The sequence below is a fragment of the Pseudomonas fluorescens genome (assembly GCF_018614655.1).
Classification (GTDB): domain Bacteria; phylum Pseudomonadota; class Gammaproteobacteria; order Pseudomonadales; family Pseudomonadaceae; genus Aquipseudomonas; species Aquipseudomonas fluorescens_BX.
In genome coordinates this window covers 78,571-100,838 of the sequence record NZ_JAGGOG010000005.1, presented here as the reverse complement: position 1 = coordinate 100,838, position 22,268 = coordinate 78,571, and the positions used below count along the sequence as shown (strand labels likewise).

General features: G+C 59.1%; 21 protein-coding genes. 4 read left to right on the top strand and 17 right to left on the bottom strand.

Translation table 11 applies throughout. The features are described from left to right. Positions 1–50 precede the first annotated feature (50 nt). From J7E41_RS08240 to J7E41_RS08190, 11 genes are all read right to left on the bottom strand, one after another. The gene (locus J7E41_RS08240; RefSeq protein WP_214991798.1) at positions 51–380 is read right to left on the bottom strand and encodes a GlpM family protein; all 330 of its coding nucleotides are present in this window, start codon (positions 378–380) and stop codon (positions 51–53) included. Positions 381–398: 18 nt separating this feature from the next. Beyond that, positions 399–1,739 (bottom strand): sigma-54-dependent transcriptional regulator, encoded by a 1,341-nt coding sequence (locus J7E41_RS08235; RefSeq protein WP_214991595.1) that lies wholly within the window; start codon positions 1,737–1,739, stop codon positions 399–401. Next, entirely contained in the window at positions 1,736–3,637 is a 1,902-nt protein-coding gene (locus tag J7E41_RS08230) for a sensor histidine kinase (protein ID WP_214991593.1), read from the bottom strand. Before J7E41_RS08230 ends, J7E41_RS08235 begins: the two co-directional genes overlap by 4 nt. Before the next feature lie 258 nt (positions 3,638–3,895). Then, positions 3,896–4,630, bottom strand: coding sequence for an amino acid ABC transporter ATP-binding protein (locus tag J7E41_RS08225; RefSeq protein ID WP_010170183.1), 735 nt, complete (start codon positions 4,628–4,630; stop codon positions 3,896–3,898). Continuing rightward, entirely contained in the window at positions 4,627–5,298 is a 672-nt protein-coding gene (locus tag J7E41_RS08220) for an amino acid ABC transporter permease (protein WP_214991591.1), read from the bottom strand. Before J7E41_RS08220 ends, J7E41_RS08225 begins: the two co-directional genes overlap by 4 nt. Beyond that, positions 5,298–6,044: an amino acid ABC transporter permease gene (locus J7E41_RS08215; protein ID WP_214991588.1), complete on the bottom strand. Its 747-nt coding sequence runs from the start codon at positions 6,042–6,044 to the stop codon at positions 5,298–5,300. Before J7E41_RS08215 ends, J7E41_RS08220 begins: the two co-directional genes overlap by 1 nt. A gap of 195 nt (positions 6,045–6,239) precedes the next feature. Next, positions 6,240–7,166, bottom strand: coding sequence for a glutamate/aspartate ABC transporter substrate-binding protein (locus J7E41_RS08210; RefSeq protein WP_214991586.1), 927 nt, complete (start codon positions 7,164–7,166; stop codon positions 6,240–6,242). A 316-nt stretch (positions 7,167–7,482) separates the two neighbouring features. Beyond that, a complete protein-coding gene (gene glpD, locus J7E41_RS08205; RefSeq protein ID WP_214991584.1) occupies positions 7,483–9,021 on the bottom strand; it encodes a glycerol-3-phosphate dehydrogenase in 1,539 nt (512 codons plus the stop codon). Positions 9,022–9,308: 287 nt separating this feature from the next. Continuing rightward, the gene (locus J7E41_RS08200; RefSeq protein ID WP_169356143.1) at positions 9,309–10,064 is read right to left on the bottom strand and encodes a DeoR/GlpR family transcriptional regulator; all 756 of its coding nucleotides are present in this window, start codon (positions 10,062–10,064) and stop codon (positions 9,309–9,311) included. A 97-nt stretch (positions 10,065–10,161) separates the two neighbouring features. After that, a complete protein-coding gene (gene glpK, locus J7E41_RS08195; protein WP_214991582.1) occupies positions 10,162–11,667 on the bottom strand; it encodes a glycerol kinase GlpK in 1,506 nt (501 codons plus the stop codon). Positions 11,668–11,748: 81 nt separating this feature from the next. Then, positions 11,749–12,603 carry an MIP/aquaporin family protein gene (locus tag J7E41_RS08190; protein WP_214991580.1) on the bottom strand — a complete coding sequence of 285 codons (855 nt, stop codon included), beginning with the start codon at positions 12,601–12,603 and terminating at the stop codon, positions 11,749–11,751. 360 nt (positions 12,604–12,963) lie between these two features. Here J7E41_RS08190 and ybaK point away from each other — a divergent pair, with 360 nt between their 5' ends. Next, positions 12,964–13,434 carry a Cys-tRNA(Pro) deacylase gene (gene ybaK / locus J7E41_RS08185; protein ID WP_214991573.1) on the top strand — a complete coding sequence of 157 codons (471 nt, stop codon included), beginning with the start codon at positions 12,964–12,966 and terminating at the stop codon, positions 13,432–13,434. A 51-nt stretch (positions 13,435–13,485) separates the two neighbouring features. Here ybaK and J7E41_RS08180 read toward each other — a convergent pair whose 3' ends face one another. After that, positions 13,486–14,595 (bottom strand): ABC transporter ATP-binding protein, encoded by a 1,110-nt coding sequence (locus J7E41_RS08180; protein WP_214991571.1) that lies wholly within the window; start codon positions 14,593–14,595, stop codon positions 13,486–13,488. Then, positions 14,592–15,512 (bottom strand): ornithine carbamoyltransferase, encoded by a 921-nt coding sequence (gene argF / locus J7E41_RS08175; protein ID WP_214991569.1) that lies wholly within the window; start codon positions 15,510–15,512, stop codon positions 14,592–14,594. Before argF ends, J7E41_RS08180 begins: the two co-directional genes overlap by 4 nt. Positions 15,513–15,980: 468 nt before the next feature. Between argF and J7E41_RS08170 the strand changes: the two genes are divergently transcribed. Continuing rightward, positions 15,981–18,089, top strand: coding sequence for a molybdopterin oxidoreductase family protein (locus J7E41_RS08170; protein WP_214991567.1), 2,109 nt, complete (start codon positions 15,981–15,983; stop codon positions 18,087–18,089). Positions 18,090–18,188: 99 nt separating this feature from the next. Continuing rightward, a complete protein-coding gene (gene grxD / locus J7E41_RS08165; RefSeq protein WP_214991565.1) occupies positions 18,189–18,527 on the top strand; it encodes a Grx4 family monothiol glutaredoxin in 339 nt (112 codons plus the stop codon). 78 nt (positions 18,528–18,605) lie between these two features. Here the strand turns inward: grxD and bfr are convergent, their stop codons facing one another. Both bfr and J7E41_RS08155 read right to left on the bottom strand, forming a co-directional pair. Further along, a complete protein-coding gene (gene bfr / locus J7E41_RS08160; RefSeq protein WP_214991563.1) occupies positions 18,606–19,076 on the bottom strand; it encodes a bacterioferritin in 471 nt (156 codons plus the stop codon). 200 nt (positions 19,077–19,276) lie between these two features. Further along, positions 19,277–19,495 carry a bacterioferritin-associated ferredoxin gene (locus J7E41_RS08155; protein WP_003208706.1) on the bottom strand — a complete coding sequence of 73 codons (219 nt, stop codon included), beginning with the start codon at positions 19,493–19,495 and terminating at the stop codon, positions 19,277–19,279. A 237-nt stretch (positions 19,496–19,732) separates the two neighbouring features. Between J7E41_RS08155 and J7E41_RS08150 the strand changes: the two genes are divergently transcribed. Then, a complete protein-coding gene (locus J7E41_RS08150) occupies positions 19,733–20,335 on the top strand; it encodes a peroxiredoxin (RefSeq protein WP_003172097.1) in 603 nt (200 codons plus the stop codon). A gap of 65 nt (positions 20,336–20,400) precedes the next feature. Here J7E41_RS08150 and rnt read toward each other — a convergent pair whose 3' ends face one another. Both rnt and pyrC read right to left on the bottom strand, forming a co-directional pair. Continuing rightward, on the bottom strand, positions 20,401–21,075 hold the full coding sequence (rnt, locus tag J7E41_RS08145) for a ribonuclease T (protein WP_169356134.1): 675 nt from the start codon (positions 21,073–21,075) through the stop codon (positions 20,401–20,403). After that, positions 21,072–22,118 carry a dihydroorotase gene (pyrC, locus tag J7E41_RS08140; RefSeq protein ID WP_214991561.1) on the bottom strand — a complete coding sequence of 349 codons (1,047 nt, stop codon included), beginning with the start codon at positions 22,116–22,118 and terminating at the stop codon, positions 21,072–21,074. The genes rnt and pyrC overlap by 4 nt, the downstream gene beginning before the upstream one ends. Between the last annotated feature and the right edge of the window lie 150 nt (positions 22,119–22,268).

Here is a 22,268-nt window from a genome sequence, read left to right as displayed (position 1 = left end):
TCGCTAAAGCTCGACAGCTCCCACATTTTTGATTGGGGTGAGTCTGAACGTCAGGCGTGAATGCGCACCCACACGCTCACCAACACCGTAGCCGCCATTAACCACGCCACTGCCGCCACGGCCAGTGACGCCTCCAGCCGCAGCCGATCCACCATCACGTACAACGTCGCCAGGTACACAAAGTACGGAATGATCGACCACATCCCGAACACGATGGTGGTCTTCAAATCCTCCACCGAGCGACCCTTGCCGACGATGTAATGGGCGATCAACGCAAAGGTCGGAAACAGCGGCACCAAGCCTGCGATGTAATAGTTTCGGGTCTTGGCCAGCGCCGCCAGGATCAGCACCACCCCCGCACCCAGCGCAGCCTTAAGCAATAAATCCACAATGCGCTCCTAGTGACTCAAACCATACTTCTTGACCTTGTCGAACAGCGTGGTCTTGGCCATACCCAGTTCCTGGCTGGCCTGGGTCAGGTTGCCACCGCTGCGCTGCAAGGCGTCGTTGAGCAGGTTGCGTTCGAAGGCTTCCACCGCTTCGGTAAACGCCAAGTTGTTACTGCCGCTGCTGGCGCCGCTTTTCTTGAACGCCGGCAATCCCAGGGCAAAGCGCTCGGCGACGTTGCGCAACTCGCGCACGTTGCCCGGCCAGTCGTGGCTCATCAGGTTGGACAGGGTCTGGTTGTCCAGGTCCGGTGCAGTACGGTCAAAGCGCAGGGACGATTGCTGTAGAAAGTGTTCGAACAGTTGCAGGATATCTTCCCGGCGTTCGCGCAGGGGCGGCAGTTCCAGGGTCACCACGTTGAGGCGGTAATACAGGTCACTGCGAAACTGATTGGCCCGGCTCAGGTCATCGAGGTCGGACTTGGTGGCGGCGATCACCCGGCAATCCACCGCTACACTCTGGTTCGACCCGAGGCGTTCCAGGGTGCGTTCCTGCAAGACTCGCAACAGCTTGATCTGCAGGTTCATCGGCATGCTTTCCACTTCATCGAGGAACAGTGTGCCTTCGTGGGCGTGCTCGATCTTGCCGATCCGCCGTTTGCCCGCGCCGGTAAAGGCGTTGGCTTCGTGGCCGAAAATTTCGCTTTCGAACAGGTTCTCCGGCAGGCCGCCGCAGTTCAAGGCCACGAACTGGTGGGAATGACGGCGGCTGAAGTCGTGCAGGCAACGGGCGACCAATTCCTTGCCGGTACCGGTTTCGCCTTCGATCAGCACGTTGGCTGAGGTGTCGGCGACGTTGGCGATCAACTCCCTCAGGTTCTGCATGGCGGGTGAGCGGCCGATGATCCGGCCTTCCAGGGAGTCGCGCTCGGCCAGTTGCCGACGCAACGACCAGACTTCCCGAGCCAGGCCTCGCTGTTCCAGGGCGCGGCGGGCGACGTCCACCAGGCGCTCGGGGGAGAAGGGTTTTTCCATGAAGTCATACGCGCCGTTGCGCATGGCGCCGACGGCCATGGAGATGTCGCCGTGGCCGGTGATCAGTACAACCGGCAGGCTCTTGTCCAACGCTTTCAGACGGGTCAGCAGTTCCAGCCCATCGATGCCCGGCAGGCGAATATCGCTGATGACAATACCGGCAAAGTTTTCACCGACCCGGGTCAGGGCTTCTTCGGCGCTGCTTACGCCCACGCTGGGGATGTCTTCCAGGGCCAGGGCTTGCTGGCAGCCGAGCAGTACATGGGGATCATCTTCGACGATCAGGACGGTCAGGTCGGTGTTGTGTTCGGTATTCATGTCGACTCGCCGGGTTGAGGGCCTGCCAGGGGCAAGCTCAGGACAAAGGCTGTACCACCGTTGACCGGGGGCTCGACGGCCAGTGTGCCGCCGGTGGCCGCCGCGAGGCTGGCCGACAGGGTGAGGCCAAGGCCCAGTCCCTGTTCGCCGGGTTTGGTGGTGAAAAAGGGTTCGAACAAATGCTTGCGGGTTTGCGCGTCAATACCGTGCCCGTTGTCGCGTACCCGCAGGCGGTATTTACCGTCGACGGTGTCACCCTCCAGCCACAGCTCGGGAGCCGGTTGCGCCTGCATGGCGTCCAGGGCGTTACCGATCAGGTTGACCAGGATTTGCTCCAGTCGGGTCTGGTCGATTTGCAATTGTGCGGGCGTGAAGTTGCGGTGCAGGGTCAGCGGCATGCTGTCCAGGCGGCTGCCCAGGACCTGAAAGGTCGCGTCTACTGCCTTGCCCAGGCTCGCTTCGCCTTGGTCGTCGCCGCGCCTTGCAAAGGAACGCAGGCTGGCGGTGATGCGGCCCATACGGTCGATCAGTTCGTTGATGGTCTTGAGGTTGGCGCTGGCGGTGTCCAGGGCGCCGCGCTCCAGGAAGCGCACGGTGTTGCCCGACAGCGTACGCAGGGCGGCCAAGGGTTGGTTCAGTTCATGGGCGATGCTGGTGGACATCTGGCCGATGGCGGCCAGTTTACCGGCCTGGACCAGTTCATCCTGGGCCCGGCGCAAGGTTTCTTCGGCCTGGCGCCGTTCGCGGATCTGGCTCTTGAGCCGTTCGTTGCTGGCCCGCAGATCGGTGGTGCGTTCGGCGATCCTGCGCTCCAACTGGTTGTTGGCTTCCTGCAAGGCTTCCCGCGCCGCGAGGCGGGTGGCGATGACCTTGCGCCGCTCGTTCCAGGCGATTAGCAGGAACGCCACCAAGGCAAAGGCCACGGCCACCAGGATGCCCTGGTTGACCGCTGCCTGGCGCAGGTCATGCAGGGGGGTGAGCAGGGTGAAGTTCCACGGTGTGTCGTTCAGGGGCCGGGTCTGGGCCAGGTAGCTGACTTCGTTGTCGTCGGCCACCACTTCGCTGTTGGCCGGGAAGGTCAGTTTTTCCGTACCCTCGCTGAGCCGCTCGCGGGCCAGGGGTTCCAGCTCGTTGAGGGTCGCCCAGTAATATTGCAGGCTGCGGGCCAGGCGCTCCTTGGTGTCATCACTCAAGGGTCGCACGGCCTTGAGGCGGCGCGCCGGGTCGCTGGACAGAATGATGATGCCGTTCTCGTCACTGACGAAGGCTTCCAGGCGCGCCCGTTGCCAGCGTTCTTCCAACGCTTCCAGGCGCACTTTTACCACCGCGACGCCGATGATCTTGCCGTGTTCTTCCAGGCCATGGGCCAGGTAGTAACCCGGCTCGCCGTTGGTGCTGCCGATGCCATAGAACCGGCCGGGTTGGCCGCGCACCGCGTTCTGGAAATAGGCGCGAAAGGACAGGTCCTCCCCCAGGTAACTGTCGGCATCGCGCCAGTTGCTGGTAGCCAGCACGCGGCCGGTGGTGTCCATCACATAAATGGCCCGACTGCGGCTACGCCGGTTCAGGCCTTCGAGGTAATCGTTGACGGTCTTGCGGTGTTCCGCAGACGGGTCGGCCAGCAGCCTGGAGACGCTGGACTCCAGCTCCAGGAGACTGGGCAGGTAGGTGTATTTGCTGATCTCACTCTCGACGGTACGGGCGTGCAGCTCCAACTGACGCTCGCCATTCTCGCCCAGGGTGTGGATTCCGTAGTACTCGCTGATCCAGAAGCCGATATAACCCAGGCCGATCATCATCAGGATGATCAGTGGCGGCAGGAACAATTGGCGAATCAGACGAGGCTTCACGGCAAGTGATGGCGGTGCGGCGCGATAGAGGGTGGGGTCGCATTTCATCACAGATGCCTTGGGTCAACCAGAGCTTGCCAGCCTGCACGGTCCAATGTGGGAGCGAGCTTGCTCGCGAAAGCGTGTAGCCGCTGCCGAGGTACGAGGCTGCGATGCGTGTCCGCACGACCGCCGCCTTGGGGCTGCTATGTCGGAATGCCGCACCAAGCCCATCACAGCCTCATTCTTCGACAGCGGCTACAGCCGCTATCGCGAGCAAGCCCGCTCCCACATTTTTCCGGTTTCGGCAGTGAGAGCGGTGTGCTTTTAGTGCTGCAGGATTTTCTCAAGGAAGTGCTGCGCGCGCTCGGAGCGGGCGCTGATATCGCCGAAGAACTCCTCTTTCGGGCAGTCTTCGATGATCTTGCCGGCATCCATGAAGATCACCCGGTCCGCGACCTTACGGGCAAAGCCCATCTCGTGGGTCACACACATCATGGTCATGCCTTCGTGGGCCAGTTGCACCATCACGTCCAGCACTTCGTTGACCATTTCCGGGTCCAGGGCCGAGGTCGGTTCGTCGAACAGCATGACGATCGGGTCCATGGCCAGCGCACGGGCAATCGCCACACGCTGTTGCTGACCACCGGAAAGCTGGCCGGGATGCTTGTGGGCGTGAGCCGACAGGCCGACACGCTCCAGCAGTTGCAAGCCTTTCTTGGTGGCTTCCTCCTTACTGCGACCCAACACCTTGATCTGCGCGATGGTCAGGTTTTCGGTGATGGTCAGGTGCGGGAACAGCTCAAAGTGCTGGAACACCATGCCGACGCGCGAGCGCAGTTTTGGCAGGTTGGTCTTCGGGTCGGCGATGGACGTGCCATCCACCACCACGTCACCTTTCTGGAACGGCTCCAGGGCGTTGACGCATTTGATCAAGGTGGATTTGCCGGAGCCGGACGGCCCGCATACCACGATCACTTCGCCTTTTTTAACCTCGGTGCTGCAATCGGTCAGCACCTGGAAGTCGCCATACCACTTGTTGATGTTCTTGATAGAGATCATACGGCAAACCTTTTTTGCAGACGCTTGACCAGCAGCGAGGCGGCAAAGCTGATGATGAAGTAGACAACACCGGCGAAGATCAGGAACTCATTGGAGCGGCCAATGATGTCGCCGTTGGAGCGCGAGGCATTCAGGAAGTCCACCAGGCCCACGGTGTATACCAGCGAGGTGTCCTGGAACAGGATGATCGACTGTTGCAGCAGCAACGGGGTCATCTTGCGGAACGCCTGGGGCAGGATGATCAAGCGCATGGTCTGGCCGTAGCTCATGCCCATGGCCTGCGCGGCCGCCATCTGGCCCTTGGGGATCGACTGCACGCCGGCCCGCACGATTTCGCAGAAGTACGCCGCCTCGAACATCATGAACGCCACGACGCAGGAGGTGAACGCACCGATCGGCGTATCTTCGCCGGTGATCCAGCGCAGCACGAACGGCACTGCCAGGTAGAACCAGGTGATCACCAACAGCAGCGGGATCGAACGGAAATAGTTCACATAGGCGCCGGCCACACGAGACAGCAGTTTGCTGGAGGACAGGCGCATCAGAGCCAGGATGGTGCCGAGGATGATCCCGCCGACCACGCCCATGACCATCAGCTTCAAGGTCATGACCATGCCATTCCACAAGCCGGGAATAGCGGGGATGATGCCGCTGAAATCGAATTCCATTATTTGCCCCCCACGGAGATCAGGCCGGGCACCGCGACTTTCTTCTCGACCACACGCATCAGCAGCATCAGGCTCATGTTCAGGGTGAAGTAAATCAGCGTGGCCAGGGTGAAGGCCTCGAACAGGTTGGCCGAGAACTCGGCGGTCTGTTTGGTTTGCGCCAGCAGTTCCATCAAGCCGATCAGGGACGCCACGGAGGAGTTCTTGAAGACGTTGAGGAACTCGGAGGTAAGCGGCGGAATAATGATCCGGTAGGCCTGCGGCAGCAGTACGTTCCAGTAGATCTGCGGCAGCTTGAAGCCCATGGCGCGCGCAGCGGCTTCCTGGCCCCGTGGCAGCGCCTGGATGCCGGTGCGTACTTGTTCGCAAACCCGGGCGGCAGTGAACAGGCCCAGGCACACGACAACGCTCAGGTAGGCCGAGGTGGTCGGGTTGAGGTCTTGTTTGTACCAGTCCTGCAGGTTCTGCGGCAGCAGGTCGGGTATCAGGAAATACCAGATGAACAGCTGAACCAGTAGCGGTACGTTACGAAACAGCTCCACGTAGCAGGTCGCGATGCCCGATACGAGACGGTTTGGCACGGTGCGCATGACGCCCAGTATCGAGCCCAGCAGCAAGGCGATGATCCATGCCACGATGGCGATGGCGATGGTCCAGCCCAAACCGGCGATGTACCAGTCGAGATAAGTCTCGCTGCCGACGCCGGTGGACTTGAAGAACACGCCCCAGTCCCAGTTGTAATTCATTAGGGTCTCCCCTCGAGATCGATCGATGTACAAGCACCCGCTTGGGGAAGATCCGTTCCCGCCTGACGTTGAACGCCAGGCACACACGATCGGCTCGAAAACCGCCAGGTCGAGTGTTCCAAAATAAAGCCAGCAGGTAGTAACAGACGCCTGAGGGAGGGTGAGCTCCCTCAGGAGATAAGGTTAGTCAGGTTTTTAGATCTTTACTTCCGGAGCCGGCTTGTCGGTCGGATTCGCGATCAGCTCCTTGACCTTTTCGCTCATCGGGAAGTTCAGGTTCAGGCCTTTTGGTGGAATCGGGCTTTCGAACCATTTGGCGTAGATCTTGTTGATCTCGCCGGATTTGTACAGGCCGACGATGGCGTCATCCACCGCTTTCTTGAAGGCCGGGTCGCCTTTGCGAACCATGCAGGCGTAGGCTTCGAAGGACTGTGGAGTACCGGAGATAACCCAGTCATCGGGCTTCTTGGCCTTGGCTTCTTCACCGGCCAGCAGGGCGTCATCCATCATGAAGGCGACGGCGCGGCCGCTTTCGAGCATCTGGAAGGATTCGCCGTGGTCCTTGGCGGAGATGACATTCATGCCCATCTGCTTGTCAGCGTTCATCGCCTTGATGATGCGCTCGGACGTGGTGCCGGCGGTGGTCACGACGTTCTTGCCTTTAAGGTCGGCAAAGTCGGCGTAGGACGGCTTGCCTTCCTTGTCTTTCTTGACCAGCAGGCGGGTGCCGATTTCGAAGATGTTGGTCGAGAAATCAACTTGCTGGGCGCGTTCGGCGTTGTTGGTGGTGGAGCCGCACTCGAGGTCCGCGGTGCCGTTCTGGATCAGCGGAATACGCGTTTGCGAGGTCACCAGGTTGTACTTGACCTTCAGGTCGGGCTTGCTCAGGTCTTTTTTCAGGGCTTCAACGACAGCCAGTTGAATGTCGTGGGAGTAACCCACTGGTTTGCCCGAGCCATCCGCGATGTAGGAAAACGGAATGGAGCTGTCGCGGTGAGCGAGAGTGATGGTGCCGGAGTCGTTGATTTTCTTCAGTGTGCCGGTGAGTTCGGCGGCGAAAACTGGAGTGCTGATCAGAGCAGCAGCGATAGCTGCGCCCAAAATATGGGGAATGATGCGCATCAATACTTCCTCGACATTTGTTTTTTTTATGAAGCCGGTTAAGACGGCCCTTTTTGTACAGCGAATGCCTATGGCGGCTCCTGAGGCACCTCAGGCAATCGCCTACGAGTGTAGAGCATGAGTCGTGCCAGGCTTCAAACAAGTTGTTAACTACATGATTTATAACAGTATTAACTTTATGTGACTGAAGGTTTTCCAGGGTTTGATCCGGCAAACCGAATCAGCGATGGAATAGCGTTCGGAAAACCGACTATTTGAACAGTCATAAAAAAGCCCCTGAACCTTTCGGCGCAGGGGCTTTGTCATTGCGGGTGTGTCAGGCCGCTTCAATCTTGCTGCGGTTCTGTTCAACCTTGGCCAGGTAGTGCTGCACGTTTGCCTGTTCTTCCGGGGTGGTGAACAGCCCCAGCTTGCTGCGGCGCCACAGGATGTCTTCAGGGTGCATGGCCCACTCTTCGGCACACAGGTAGTCGACTTCCCGGGTGTAGAGGCCGCCACCGAGGTGATCGCCCATATCCGCCAGGGATTGCACGCCTTCCAGCAGGCGCCAGGTGCGGTTGCCGTAGGTGGTGGACCAGCGCCGGGCGATCTCGCTCGGAACCCAGTCGAATTTGTTGCGAATCGCCACGGCCAGCGCTTCTGGCGTGGTCATGTCTTCGCCGCCGGGCAATGGTGCCTTGGCGGTCCAGCTCGGCCTCATCTGTGTGAAGTACGGTGCCAGATGACCCATCGCCGACTCCGCCAGCTTGCGGTAGGTGGTCAGCTTGCCACCGAACACCGACAGCAGTGGTGCTTCGCCGGTGTTGCCGGACAGCGACAAGGTGTAGTCGCGGGTGATGGCCGATGGGTTGTCGGACTCGTCATTGCACAGCGGGCGCACGCCGGAATAGGTGCGGACGATGTCGTCGCGGCTCAGCTGTTTCTTGAAGTGGGCGTTGACCACATTCAGCATATAGTCGGTTTCACCTTCGGTAATCGTCACTTTTGCCGGGTCGCCGGTGTACTCACGGTCAGTGGTGCCGATGATGGTGAAGTGGTTCAGGTACGGAATGGTGAAGACGATGCGTTGGTCTTCGTTCTGCAGAATGTGCGCGTGGGCGCCTTCGTACAGTTTCGGCACGATCAGGTGGCTGCCCTGGATCAGGCGGATACCGTAGGGCGAATCCAGCTTCAGGTCGTCCTTGATAAACTTGGCAACCCAAGGGCCGGCTGCGTTCACCAGCGCCTTGGCGCGGATCGAGAACAGGCTGCCATCGGCCCGTTCCATGTTCATTTCCCACAGTCCTTTGCTGCGGTGAGCGCTGACGCAACGGGTCTGGGTGTGGATATGGGCACCCTTTTCCCGGGCGGCCATGGCGTTGAGTACCACCAGGCGGGCGTCGTCGACCCAGCAATCGGAATATTCGAAACCTTTGGTGATTTCGCTTTTCAGCGGGCTGTCCGGGCCGAACTTGAGGCTTTTCGAACCTTCGAGTTTTTCCCGCTTGCCCAGGTGGTCATACAGGAACAGGCCGGCACGAATCATCCACGCTGGGCGCAGGTGCGGGCGGTGCGGCAGCACAAAACGCATTTGCTTGACGATGTGCGGGGCCTTGGCCAGCAGTACTTCACGTTCAGCCAGGGCTTCGCGTACCAGGCGGAATTCGTAATGTTCAAGGTAGCGCAGGCCGCCGTGGATCAGCTTGCTGCTGGCCGAGGAGGTGTGGCTGGCCAGGTCGTCCTTTTCGCAAAGGAATACCGACAAACCGCGCCCGGCTGCGTCTGCTGCAATGCCGACGCCGTTGATCCCGCCGCCAATAACGGCGACGTCATAGACTTCGGCAAGCGGTGGAGCAGGCAAGGTAGAAGGGTTCATCGGCTGGCCTCGCAATCTTTTTCGTATTGGAATTCGAACATTAATGTTCATTTGCGAAAATGGTAGCCTATAAACGCGGGCACAGCCACCCGACTTCGATTGAAAATACTGATCGAAGGGCAGGAAAAGGAAAATTTGTGAACGTGAGTCGGGTGACCGACTCAAGAAATGTCTCGTGAGCTAATCCGCCTTCGCGAGCAAGCCCGCTCCCACACTTGGAATGCGATCCACTGTGGGAGCGGGCTTGCTCGCGAAGGCGGTGGTACAGGCGCGGACGCTGTCTGGGCTTAAACCACTTCCAGCCGAATCTTGTGCTGATTGAGCAACTGCACCAGCGCTGGAACCGGCTGCTGGTCGGTGACCAAGCAATCAATCAAGCTGATAGGTCCCAGGCGAATCATGGCATTGCGTCCGAATTTGCTGGAGTCCGCCGCCAGGATCACTTTGCGCGCATTGGCGATGATCGCCTGGGACACCCGCACTTCCTGGTAATCGAAATCCAGCAGGCTGCCGTCTTCATCGATACCGCTAATACCTACCAGGGCAAAGTCGACCTTGAACTGGTTGATGAAATCCACGCTGGCCTGGCCCACCACGCCGCCGTCACGGCGTACGTTGCCGCCGGTCAATAGCACATCAAAGTCATCCTTGGCACTGAGCATCGTGGCGACGTTGAGGTTGTTGGTGATGATTTTCAGGTGGTTGTGGTTCAGCAGCGCCCGGGCGATGGACTCGGTGGTGGTGCCGATGTTGATGAACAGCGAGGCGTGATCGGGGATCTGTGCGGCAATAGCTTCGCCGATTCGCTGTTTCTCGTCGCGCATCTGGTCGGCACGCATGGCGTACTCGGTGTTCTCGACGCTGGAGTCATAAGCCGCGCCACCGTGGTAGCGACGCAGCAGATTATCTTGGGCCAGTTGATTGATATCACGGCGGATGGTTTGCGGGGTGACAACGAACAACTGCGCCATTTCCTCGATACTCACATAGCCGCGTTCGCGGACCAGTTCGAGGATTTGCTGCTGGCGGGGAGGCAGATTCATGGGGCGTCCTTTGGGCTGCCGTACAAAAAAGTGGCCCATGATGACGCAGGAATCTGCTCCCTGCCAGTTACAACCCTATAGAGGTCCAGCCGTTGGCTTATTCAGCGCCTTCGTGGGGTTCCCAGTCGCGGGTGCGGCTGACGGCTTTCTTCCAGCCGGCATAGAGTTTTTCCTTGGCGGCTTCGTCCAACTGAGGTTCGAACTCGCGCTCGATGACGGCCTTGCCGCGCAATTCGTCCAGGCTGCCCCAGAAACCACAGGCCAGGCCTGCCAGGTAGGCAGCGCCCAGTGCAGTGGTTTCGCGCATTTGCGGACGTTCAACCTGAGTGCCGAGGATGTCGGCCTGGAACTGCATCAGGAAGTTGTTAGCCACTGCGCCGCCGTCTACCCGCAGGGATTTCAAGCGTTCGCCGGAGTCCTGCTGCATCGCGTCGAGTACGTCGCGAGTCTGGTAGGCAATCGACTCCAGGGCTGCACGAATGATGTGATCCACGCGTACGCCACGGGTCAGGCCGAACAGCGCGCCACGGGCGTAGGGGTCCCAGTACGGAGCGCCCAAGCCGGTGAAGGCCGGGACCAGGTACACACCGTTGCTGTCCTTGACCTTGCTGGCGAAGTATTCGGTGTCGTGGGCGTCATTGATGATCTTCAACTCGTCCCGCAGCCATTGTACGGTGGAGCCACCGTTGAACACGGCGCCTTCCAGGGCGTAGGCCACTTCGCCGCGTGGGCCGCACGCGATGGTGGTGAGCATGCCGTGCTTGGACTTCACGGCCTTGTCGCCGGTGTTCATCAACAGGAAGCAGCCGGTGCCGTAGGTGTTTTTCGCCTGGCCCGGTTCTACGCACATTTGGCCGAACAGCGCCGCTTGCTGGTCACCGGCGATACCGCCGATGGCGATACCGCTTTTGGTGCGGCCATAGATTTGCGAGGAGGACTTCACTTCCGGGAGCATTTCGCGGGGGATATCCAGGATCTCCAGCATCTTCGCGTCCCACTCCAGGGTGTGGATGTTGAAGAGCATGGTGCGCGAGGCGTTGGTGTAATCAGTGACGTGGGTCTTGCCGCCGGTAAATTTCCAGATCAGCCAGCTGTCGATGGTACCGAACAGCAGTTCGCCGTTGCGCGCACGCTCGCGGCTACCTTCGACGTTGTCGAGGATCCACTTGAGCTTGGTGCCGGAGAAGTACGGGTCGGTCACCAGGCCGGTGGTGTCGCTGATGTATTGCTCATGGCCGTCGCGCTTGAGCTGCTGGCAGATCTCGGTGCTGCGGCGGCACTGCCAGACAATGGCGTTGTAGATCGGGCGGCCGGTGACCTTGTCCCAGACCACGGTGGTTTCACGCTGGTTGGTGATACCGATGGCGGCGACCTGGTCATGGTGCAGGCCGGCTTGTGCCAGGGCCTCGACCATCACGGCGCTCTGTGTCGCGAAGATTTCCATCGGGTCATGTTCAACCCAGCCGGCTTGCGGGTAGTGCTGTACGAATTCACGCTGGGCGGTGCAGACCACGTTGGCGTCACGATCAAAGATGATCGCCCGGGAACTGGTCGTACCCTGATCGAGGGCAATGATGTAGTTCTTATTCTGAATGTCGGTCATGTCGATTGCCTTGGACGGAGAATAGGGGAGTCAAGTAAACAGCCTGGGCCGCAAAAGGGCAGTACGGCCCAGGCTATCGCATCAGGAAGTACGGGTTTTGCCGGTGGCAGCAGCTTCGGTTGCATCAGTTGTAGCAGGTGCGGCGCTTGGCAGGTGACGGGCAATCAGCCCGCGATACGCTGCTGCACCGAGGCAGGCACCGACAATCGGTGCAAAGATCGGAATCAGGAAGTAAGGAATGTCGTGCCCGCCAGTGAAGGCTATTTCGCCCCAACCGGCGAAAAAGGTCATCAACTTGGGGCCGAAGTCACGGGCCGGGTTCATCGCAAACCCGGTCAGCGGGCCCATGGCGCTGCCAATCACCGCGATCAGTAAACCAATCAGCAGCGGCGCCAGCGGGCCACGGGGCAAGCCGTTGTTGTCGTCGGTCAGGGCCATGATCACGCCCATGAGGATGGCGGTGATGACCATTTCCACCAGGAAAGCTTGGGCAGTACTCAGCAGTGGGTGTGGGTAGGTGGAGAACACCGACGCCAATTCCAGGCTGGCCTGAGAGCCGCGGACCATATGGTGGGTTTGTTCGTAATCGAAAAACAGGTTGCTATAAAGCGTGTAAACCAACGCGGCTGCGCAGAAGGCGCCTGCCACTTGAGCAATGATGTAGAACGGCAGTTTGCGCTTGTCGAAATCGGCAAAAATACACAGCGCGATACTCACGGCCGGATTGAGGTGAGCCCCGGAAGTGCCGGCGCTCAGATAGATCGCCATGCTGACGCCGATCCCCCAAATGATGCTGATTTCCCACAAGCTAAAGCTGGCACCCGCGACCTTGAGCGCAGCAACACATCCGGTACCAAAGAAAATCAGCAGCGCAGTCCCCAGGAATTCGGCCATGCATTGGCTTGAGAGTGGAGGCTGTTGAAGAGCAGTTGTCATTGAAAACCTCTGTTTTTGTTGTTGTCGGGCGTCTTGCCATAACGGGCAAGAGGCGATTTTCACCGTGGCGAGGATCCCCATCCTGTTCGCGGCGTGCTGCTGGGGTACCGAAGGACTGTTTCTATAGTATTCGTAAACGAAAAAATATAGACAAGAAACACGGCTGTCAAAGGTCGAAAGTGAACCATCGGTCATTTTATAACTATTGGTGTGGTGAATGATTGCGAAGGAAATTGATAAAAGGGCTGTCACTCCCTGTCCGGATACGTCGCAGAGTGGGTCGGACTAGAGCCTTTTGCGCGGGCTTGGCCTAGAATTAGTGATCCGTTTTTCCACCTTGATGCCAAGCCTGGAGCCTTCATGACGCCCGCATTGGACTTGTTGAAAAAAGTTCGCGCCGAACATCGTATCCACAGTTACGAACACGACCCCAAGGCGGCGTCCTATGGTCTGGAGGCCGCGGAAAAACTGGGACTTGATCCGGCGCAGGTGTTCAAGACCTTGTTGGCCAGCAGCGAAAAAGGCGAGTTGCTGGTGGCGGTGGTGCCGGTCGTCGGAAGTCTGGATTTAAAGGCTCTGGCTCATGCTGCGGGGGTGAAGAAGGTCGAGATGGCCGACCCCGCAGCCGCGCAACGATCGACTGGGTATTTGCTGGGGGGAATCAGCCCGCTGGGGCAGAAGAAGCGTTTGCGCACATTCATTGATGTGACGGCGCAGCCATTTGCGACAATTTTTGTGAGTGCGGGGAGGAGAGGGCTTGAGGTGGAGTTGGCAGCCACGGTGCTGGCGGAACATACCCAGGGCAAGTTTGCGCAGATTGGCCGGGTATGACGATCAAATGTGGGAGCGAGCAAGCCCGCTCCCACATTTGATTCGATTTCTTCAAGTGGCGGTGCTGTAGCGCCGAACGCCTGATTCGACCTGGGGAATCTGCGCCGCCGTGCTGCCCGAGGCCTGGAACAGCACCAGATGTTCAGCCGCCACGCGAATGCCAACCTCAGCACCCACCTGATGATCAGCATGGCTGGGGAAGATCGACTCCAGCTGGGCACCGGTTGGCAGTTGCAGGCGATACAAGGTTGACGCCCCCAGGAAGGTCTTGCCGACGATCCGTGCTTTCAGCGCGCTGTCCGGGTCGTAGACGATGTCATCCGGACGCAGCAATACATCTACCGCGCCGCCAGTCGGCCAGGTATAGGCACGATTGCCGCGCAACTCACCCAGCTCGGTACTGACGGATTCCGGCGTCGTCAGTTGCCCTCGAATGAAATAACCCTGTCCGATAAAGCTGGCAACAAACGGTGTCAGTGGTTCGTGATAGAGGTTGTAGGGCGTATCCCACTGTTCCAGGCGACCTTCCTTGAACACGCCAACATGGTCACTTACCGCGAAGGCTTCCTCCTGGTCATGGGTCACCAGAATCGCACTGGTGCCCCGAGCCTTGAGGATGTCGCGCACTTCATGGCTGAGCTTGCGCCGCAGCTCACCGTCGAGGTTGGAGAAGGGTTCGTCCAGTAACAATAGCTGTGGCTCCGGCGCCAACGCCCGAGCCAGGGCGACACGCTGTTGTTGACCACCGGACAACTCATGAGGGAAGCGCTTGCCCAGGCCCTTCAGGTTGACCAGTTCCAGCAGCTCGACCACCACTCGATCTTTTTGCGGATGCTTGCGGATGCCGAAGGCGATGTTGTCGGCCACGCTGAGGTGCGGAAACAGCGCGTAGTCCTGGAACACCATACCGATCCGACGTTTCTCCGGGGCGAGGGTAAAACCGGCGCTGGAGATGACTTCGCCCGCGAGGCTGATTTCTCCTTCATGCACCGGCTCAAACCCGGCAATCGCCCGCAGGGTGGTGGTCTTGCCGCAGCCAGAGGAGCCCAGCAGGCAACCGATGTCGCCCGCGTTGAGGTGCAGATTGAGGTTCTGCACCACTCGTTGATCCTGATAGCCGCATGCCAGATTGCGCAGATTCAGCAGTAATGGCTGGCTCATGCGTGGTGGTACGCCGGCTCGACGAGAAATTCGAGCAAGGCCTTTTGCGCGTGCAGACGGTTTTCCGCCTGGTCCCAGGCTACCGAACGCTGATCGTCCAGCAGGTCGAGGCTGATTTCTTCACCCCGGTGGGCCGGCAGGCAATGCATGAACAGTACGTCCGGCGCGGCCAGGTCGAGCAGGGCACGAGTCACCTGGAACGGTGCGAACAGCGCTAGGCGCTTGGCGGTTTCGTCTTCCTGGCCCATGGAGGTCCAGACGTCGGTGCTCACCAGATGGGCGCCGACGACCGCGTCCCGAGGGTCGCGCACGATTTGTACGCGGCCATCGGCCTTGGCGAGGAATTCTGCGGCGGGCTCGTAGCCTTCAGGGCAGGCAATGCGCAGGTGGAAGTCGAACTGGATCGCCGCTTCTATATAGCTGTTGCACATGTTGTTGCCGTCACCGATCCAGGCCACGGTCTTGCCCTGGATCGAGCCACGGTGTTCGAGGAACGTCTGCATATCGGCCAGCAACTGGCAGGGATGCAGGTCATCGGACAGGCCGTTGATCACCGGTACCCGGGAGTTGGCGGCAAATTCGGTCAGGGTGCTGTGGGCGAAGGTACGGATCATCACCGCGTCGAGCATGCGCGACATGACGATGGCGCAGTCGCTGATAGGTTCGCCACGGCCCAGTTGGGTGTCCCGTGGCGAGAGAAAGATGGCCTGGCCGCCGAGCTGGATCATCCCGGCTTCGAAGGACAGGCGGGTGCGGGTGGACGACTTCTCGAAAATCATCCCGAGCACGCGGTTTTTCAAAGGCTCGAACAGTACGCCGCGGTTACGCAGGTCTTTAAGCTCAATGCCTCGACGGATCACGCTGACCAGCTCTTCGGGCGTGCAATCCATCAGGGAGAGAAAGTGCCTTGCGCTCATCATTAACTACCTTTTTGCAACAGACCGCAGATACTCAAAGCCTTGTTTATTGTGACAACGGGCGAGACCTGCGGCGAAAGCCGCACGGGGCGACGAAATAGGGGAAGGCGCGATATTGACATTAAATGTCGCGTCTTACCAATAGGCTACGGTTTTTAGGGGGTGTTCAAGGACGCGGGGAAAGCGCTTTTGAAGCCTGTTTCCTGACAGCAGCGAGTCATTTGTACACTGGCGCCGCTCAACTTTGCAACGCGTCAAGGCGGGCGCAAGCCATATTGTGTCGGTTTGAGCGGGCTACAAGGGGGTGGCCAGGTGGGGCCGAAACATTTCCTAATGCTTCGCCATGGCCGAACCTGATGGCGGCGGATTCACACGACGAACGTTACTGGCGCCAGGATCGGTGGCGGGCCATAGTTTTGCGCAAAGCGCTCACCCCGACGACGCTGCCCATAACAAAAGAGACTGGCCATGACCAAGACTCTCCATCACCGTGCCTGCCATCTGTGCGAAGCCATCTGCGGCCTGACCCTGGAAACCACCCAGGCCGAAGACGGCAGCCTGACGATCACCTCGATCAAGGGCGACCCGCTGGACAGCTTCAGTCGCGGCCATATCTGCCCCAAGGCCGTGGCGCTGCAGGATATCCAGAATGATCCGGACCGCCTGCACCAGCCCATGTTACGGGTGGGTAGCGAGTGGCAGCCCATCCCCTGGGAGGAGGCCTTTGCCCTGGTGGCGGAGCGGCTGGCGGGGATCCAGGCGCGTCATGGGCAGAACGCGGTGGCGGTGTATCAGGGCAATCCCAGCGTGCACAACTATGGCTTGATGACCCACAGTAATTACTTTCTTGGCCTGCTCAAGACGCGCAATCGCTTTTCCGCCACGTCGGTGGACCAACTGCCTCATCACCTCACCAGTCACCTGATGTACGGCCACGGCCTGTTGCTGCCGATTCCGGACATCGACCATACCGATTTCATGTTGATCCTGGGGGGCAACCCGTTGGCCTCCAACGGCAGCATCATGACCGTGCCGGATGTGGAGAAGCGCCTGAAGGCCATCCAGGCCCGTGGCGGCAAAGTGGTGGTGGTCGATCCGCGACGCAGTGAAACAGCGGCGATCGCCGACCAGCATCTGTTCGTGCGCCCCGGTGGTGATGCGGCGCTGTTGTTCGGGCTGCTCAATACCCTGTTTGCCGAGAATCTGACCCGTGACAGCCACCTGCCTGTAGATGGCCTGGATGAGGTGCGCCGTGCCGTTGCCGGGTTTACCGCTGAGACCATGGGCCGTCAATGCGCCGTGCCTGCCGAACAGATTCGCCAATTGGCGCGGGATTTTGCGGCGGCCGACAAGGCGGTCTGTTATGGGCGGATGGGGGTCTCGACCCAGGCCTTCGGCACCTTGTGCCACTGGCTGGTGCAGTTGATTAACCTGGTCACCGGCAACCTGGATCGTGTGGGCGGCGCCTTATGCACCACGCCAGCGGTGGATCTGGTGGCGGCCACTTCCGGCGGTCATTTCAATCGTTGGCAGAGTCGGGTTTCCGGGCGCCCTGAATACAGTGGCGAGCTGCCGGTATCGGCGCTGGCTGAAGAAATGCTCACCGAAGGCGAAGGGCAAATCCGCGCGCTGGTGACGGTGGCGGGCAACCCGGTGCTTTCCACGCCCAATGGGCGGCAGGTGGAACAAGCCCTGGATGGTCTGGAGTTCATGGTCAGCATCGATCTGTATATCAATGAAACCACGCGCTATGCGGACCTGATCCTGCCGTCCACCTCGGCCCTGGAAAACGATCATTACGACACCACCTTCAATATGTTCGCGGTGCGTAATGTCACGCGGTTCAATCGCGCCATCCTGCCCAAGCCCGAAGGTGCGCTGCATGACTGGGAAATCTTTGTCGGGTTGGCCCAGGCATTTGCGGCGAAGACCGGTAACAGCCTCAAACCGACCATGCCGCCTGCGCAGATGATCGACTTCGGCATACGAGCCGGAGCGTATGGCGATGCGTCCAGTCACAAGCTTTCAGTGGCCGCGCTGGCTGATCATCCCCACGGCCTGGACCTGGGGCCGTTGCAAGCCAATCTGGCCGGGCGCTTGAAAACCGTCAATGGTCGCCTGCAGGCCGCGCCTGAAGTGATTCTGGCCGACCTGGTGAGATTCGTCGCGCAACCTCTGCCTGAGGCCGATGAGTTGTTATTGATCGGGCGCCGACACGTGCGCAGCAATAATTCCTGGATGCATAACTATCACCGCCTGGTGAAGGGTAAGCCTCGGCACCAGTTGCTGATGCATCCTGATGATCTCGCCCAGCGTCAATTGAGCGACGGCCAGCGGGTGCGTGTCAGCTCGCGGATCGGCATGATTGAAGTGGAAGTGGTGGCCAGCCTGGACATGATGCCCGGTGTGGTCAGCTTGCCTCACGGTTGGGGTCATGGCCGCCCCGGAGTGCAGATGACGATTGCCAGCGGGCAGCCCGGTGCGAGTGCCAATGACCTGACGGATGAGCGGCAAGTGGATGAGTTGTCGGGCAATGCGGCGTTGAATGGTGTGCCGGTGCAGGTGGCGGCGGCTTGAGGATTGTCTGTCGGGGAGTCCGAGCGTCATGCTGGGCTTTGCGTTACAATGCGCCACCGTGCCGACCCATGAGTCGGAAAGTTCCAGCCGAGGTGTTCCATGGATATCATCGAAACGATTAAAGAGCAGATTGCCAACAACACCATTCTGCTTTACATGAAGGGTGCGCCTAACGCCCCTCAGTGTGGCTTCTCCGCAAAGGCTTCCCAGGCAATCATGCAATGTGGCGAGAAGTTCGCCTACGTGGATATCCTGCAGAACCCGGAAATCCGCGCCAACCTGCCGAAGTACGCCAACTGGCCTACCTTCCCGCAGTTGTGGGTTGCGGGTGAGTTGGTCGGTGGTAGCGACATCATCACCGAGATGGCAGCTGATGGTTCGTTGCAGACGCTGATCAAAGACGCAGCGGCAAAAGCTGCTGCGAAGACCGAAGCCTGATTTGTTTTAGGCTGCGGTAATAAAAAGCCCCGCTTCTCCATAGGAGAGCGGGGCTTTTTAGTGGCCGAGAATTAAGGGTTATTCACCCATCTGCGATTGCAGATAGTTCTCGATAGTGACTTTATCGATCAGGCCCACTTGGGTTTCCAGCCAGTCGATATGTTCTTCCTGATCCTCAAGGATATCTTCCAGCAGTTCGCGGCTGCCGAAGTCGCCCTTGGTTTCGCAATGAGCGATGGCGGCCTTGAGGTCGGTGTGGCTTTTGCGTTCGAAGTTCAAGTCGCAGTTGATCATTTCCTGGGTGTGCTCGCCGATGTTCAGCTTGCCCAGATCCTGGACGTTCGGCAGGCCTTCAAGGAAAAGTATGCGCTTGATCAGCTTGTCCGCGTCTTTCATGGCGTGGATGGATTCTTTGTACTCATGCTTGCCCAGCTTTTCCAGGCCCCAATCTTCATACATGCGCGCATGCAGGAAGTACTGATTGATCGCGACCAGTTCATTGGCAAGGATTTTGTTGAGTTGCTGGATGACTGTGATGTCGCCTTTCATGATTGGGGTCCTGCCCTGTATTCGCTGTATATAGGGCGGAGTTTGAGCCGAGCAATGACTACTGTCAAACCTAAGTTATTGAATAATATATGAAAATTAATCGGAATAAGAATGTTTGTGTTCCGCGTCTTGACGCTAACTGATTGAAATCAAGGCATAAAAAAACCGGACATTAAGTCCGGTTCTTTAAAACACGCCAATTACGCGTGTGTAAATTCTGCTGAGTAGGGGATCGCAGCCTGGGCAGTTTGCAACTGCGTCAGGGTTTCCCGTACCACTTGCTTGGCCAGGCAGGCACATTTGCCGCATTGGCTGGCAACGCCGGTGGTCTCACGTACTTCTTTGTAGCTGCAGCAACCTTCGTAGATTGCTTCGCGGATTTGTCCGTCGGTGACGCCAGTGCAGAGGCAGACATACATAAGGGAGAACCATCGCGGGTTTGAGGCTTAAGTGCGATGGATCTTAATGTTAACGAGAATGATTGTCAAAGTAGTTTCTCCGACCTTTGTGGTTGCGCAGCCTCGCGCTGACGAACGGTTTTTTCGGTGTATGATGTTCGGTCTTCACGAAGCGTGATCGCGTCACAGGCCTGTCGTTTAGCCAAGGCACACTGAGGCCGGTCCTTTTACTTCAGCTACCACACCAGGAGATATCCAATGAGCGTACTCGTCGGCAAACAAGCCCCAGATTTCGACGTACCAGCCGTCCTCGGCAATGGCGAAATCGTAGACAGCTTCAAACTGTCTGAAGCCATCAAAGGCAAATACGGCCTGGTGTTCTTCTACCCGCTGGACTTCACCTTCGTCTGCCCATCGGAACTGATCGCTCTGGATCACCGCATGGACGACTTCAAGGCGCGTAACGTTGAAGTGGTTGCCGTTTCCATCGACTCCCATTTCACCCACAACGCCTGGCGCAACACCGCCATCAACGATGGCGGCATCGGTAAAGTCAAATACACCATGGCTGCCGACATGAAGCACGACATCGCCAAGGCCTACGACGTTGAGTCCGAAGGCGGCGTAGCTTTCCGTGGCGCGTTCCTGATCGACGACAAGGGCGTTGTCCGCTCGCAGATCATCAACGACCTGCCGTTGGGCCGTAACATGGAAGAGCTGATCCGTCTAGTTGACGCGCTGCAATTCCACGAAGAGCACGGCGAAGTTTGCCCTGCCAACTGGAAAAAAGGCGACAAGGGCATGAACGCTTCGCCAGAAGGCGTCGCGGCTTACCTGACCGAGAACGCTGGCAAGCTGTAAGCCAGGTTAGCGGCATAAAAAAACCGGCCTGTGAGGGCCGGTTTTTTTATGCGCGGGATTCAACCTCAGTCGTTGAAGTCTTCCCAGCCACCCATCTGTTTCCAGCGGTTGACGATGCCGCAGAACAGCTCGGCGGTTTTCTCGGTGTCGTAGCGGGCCGAGTGGGCCTCACGACCATCGAAGTCGATACCGGCTGCCTGGCAGGCTTTCGCCAGTACGGTCTGACCATAAGCCAAACCGGCGAGAGTCGCAGTGTCGAAACTGGAGAACGGATGAAACGGGTTGCGCTTCATGTCCAGGCGCGCTACGGCAGCGTTGAGGAAGCCCAGATCGAAACTGCTGTTATGCCCCACCAGGATCGCGCGTTTGCAGCCATTGGCTTTCAAGGCCTTGCGCACGCCACGAAAGATGTCGGTCATCGCGGCTTCTTCACTGACGGCCATGCGCAGCGGGTGATCGAGCTTGATTCCGGTGAATTCCAGGGCAGCCGCTTCGATGTTGGCGCCCTCGAACGGCTCGACGCGGAAAAAGTGGGTATGCTCCGGGAACACAAAACCCTGTTCATCCATGCCGATGGTCGTGGCGGCAATTTCCAGCAATGCATCGGTGGCGCAGTTGAAACCGCCGGTTTCTACGTCGATGACCACTGGCAGGTAGCCACGAAAGCGTTCAGCCATTGGGTGGCGTGAACCGCCACCGCCATGACCTTCGTGTTCGTCGTCGAAATGGTCTTCACTCACGGGTGTTCCTCCAGCAGGCGCCAGCGCAGTGTTTCACCGGCGCGCAGCGGGATGACGGTCAACTCGCCAAATGGCAGGCTGGCAGGGGCGGTCCAGTCTTCACGGACCAGGGTAATGCGGTCGGTATTCGCCGGCAGGCCGTAGAAACGCGGGCCATTGAGACTGGCGAAGCCTTCGAGTTTGTCCAGGGCATTGCGTTGTTCGAACGCTTCGGCGTACAGCTCGATCGCCGCATAGGCGGTGTAGCAGCCAGCACAGCCACACGCCGCTTCCTTGGCGTGCTGGGCGTGGGGGGCCGAGTCGGTGCCGAGGAAGAACTTTTCGCTGCCGCTGGTGGCGGCATCCAGCAGTGCTACCTGGTGGGTATTGCGCTTGAGGATCGGCAAGCAATAGAAATGCGGCCGAATCCCGCCCACCAGCATGTGGTTGCGGTTGTACAGCAGGTGATGCGCGGTGATGGTCGCCCCGACATTGGCCGAAGCCTCGGTGACGAACTGCACGGCATCAGCGGTGGTGATGTGTTCGAACACGACCTTGAGGGTCGGGAACAGCTCCACTACGCGGCGCATGTGTTCGTCGATGAAGACCTTCTCGCGATCAAACACGTCGACATCGCCACGGGTGACTTCGCCGTGGATCAGCAACGGCATGCCGACTTCTGCCATGGCTTCGATAGCCGGCAGGATCTTGTCGATGCTGGTCACGCCAGAGTCGGAGTTGGTGGTTGCACCCGCGGGATAGAGCTTGGCGGCATGGACGAAACCGCTCGCCTTGGCCTCACGAATCTCTTCGGGCTGGGTACGGTCGGTCAGGTAAAGCACCATCAACGGCTCGAAGCGGCTGCCGGCCGGACGCGCAGCAAGGATACGCTGGCGATAGGCATCGGCTTCCACGGCATTACGCACCGGAGGTACCAGGTTAGGCATGATGATGGCGCGGCCAAACGTGCGCGCTACATCGGCCACGGTTTGGGGTAACGCTGCACCATCGCGAAGATGAATATGCCAGTCGTCGGGACGCAGCAGGGTCAGGCGGTCGGACATTGGGGATTCCAGGCGGGTCAATCTGGTGGGAATGCTACCGGAAAAGACTCTTGCAGGCACTCGCTATCAAGTTTTGCAGGTGGCGACCGATATCCCTGGGTATGCCTTAACGATGTATGACGCCTTGATGTGTTGTAGAAACCTGTGGAG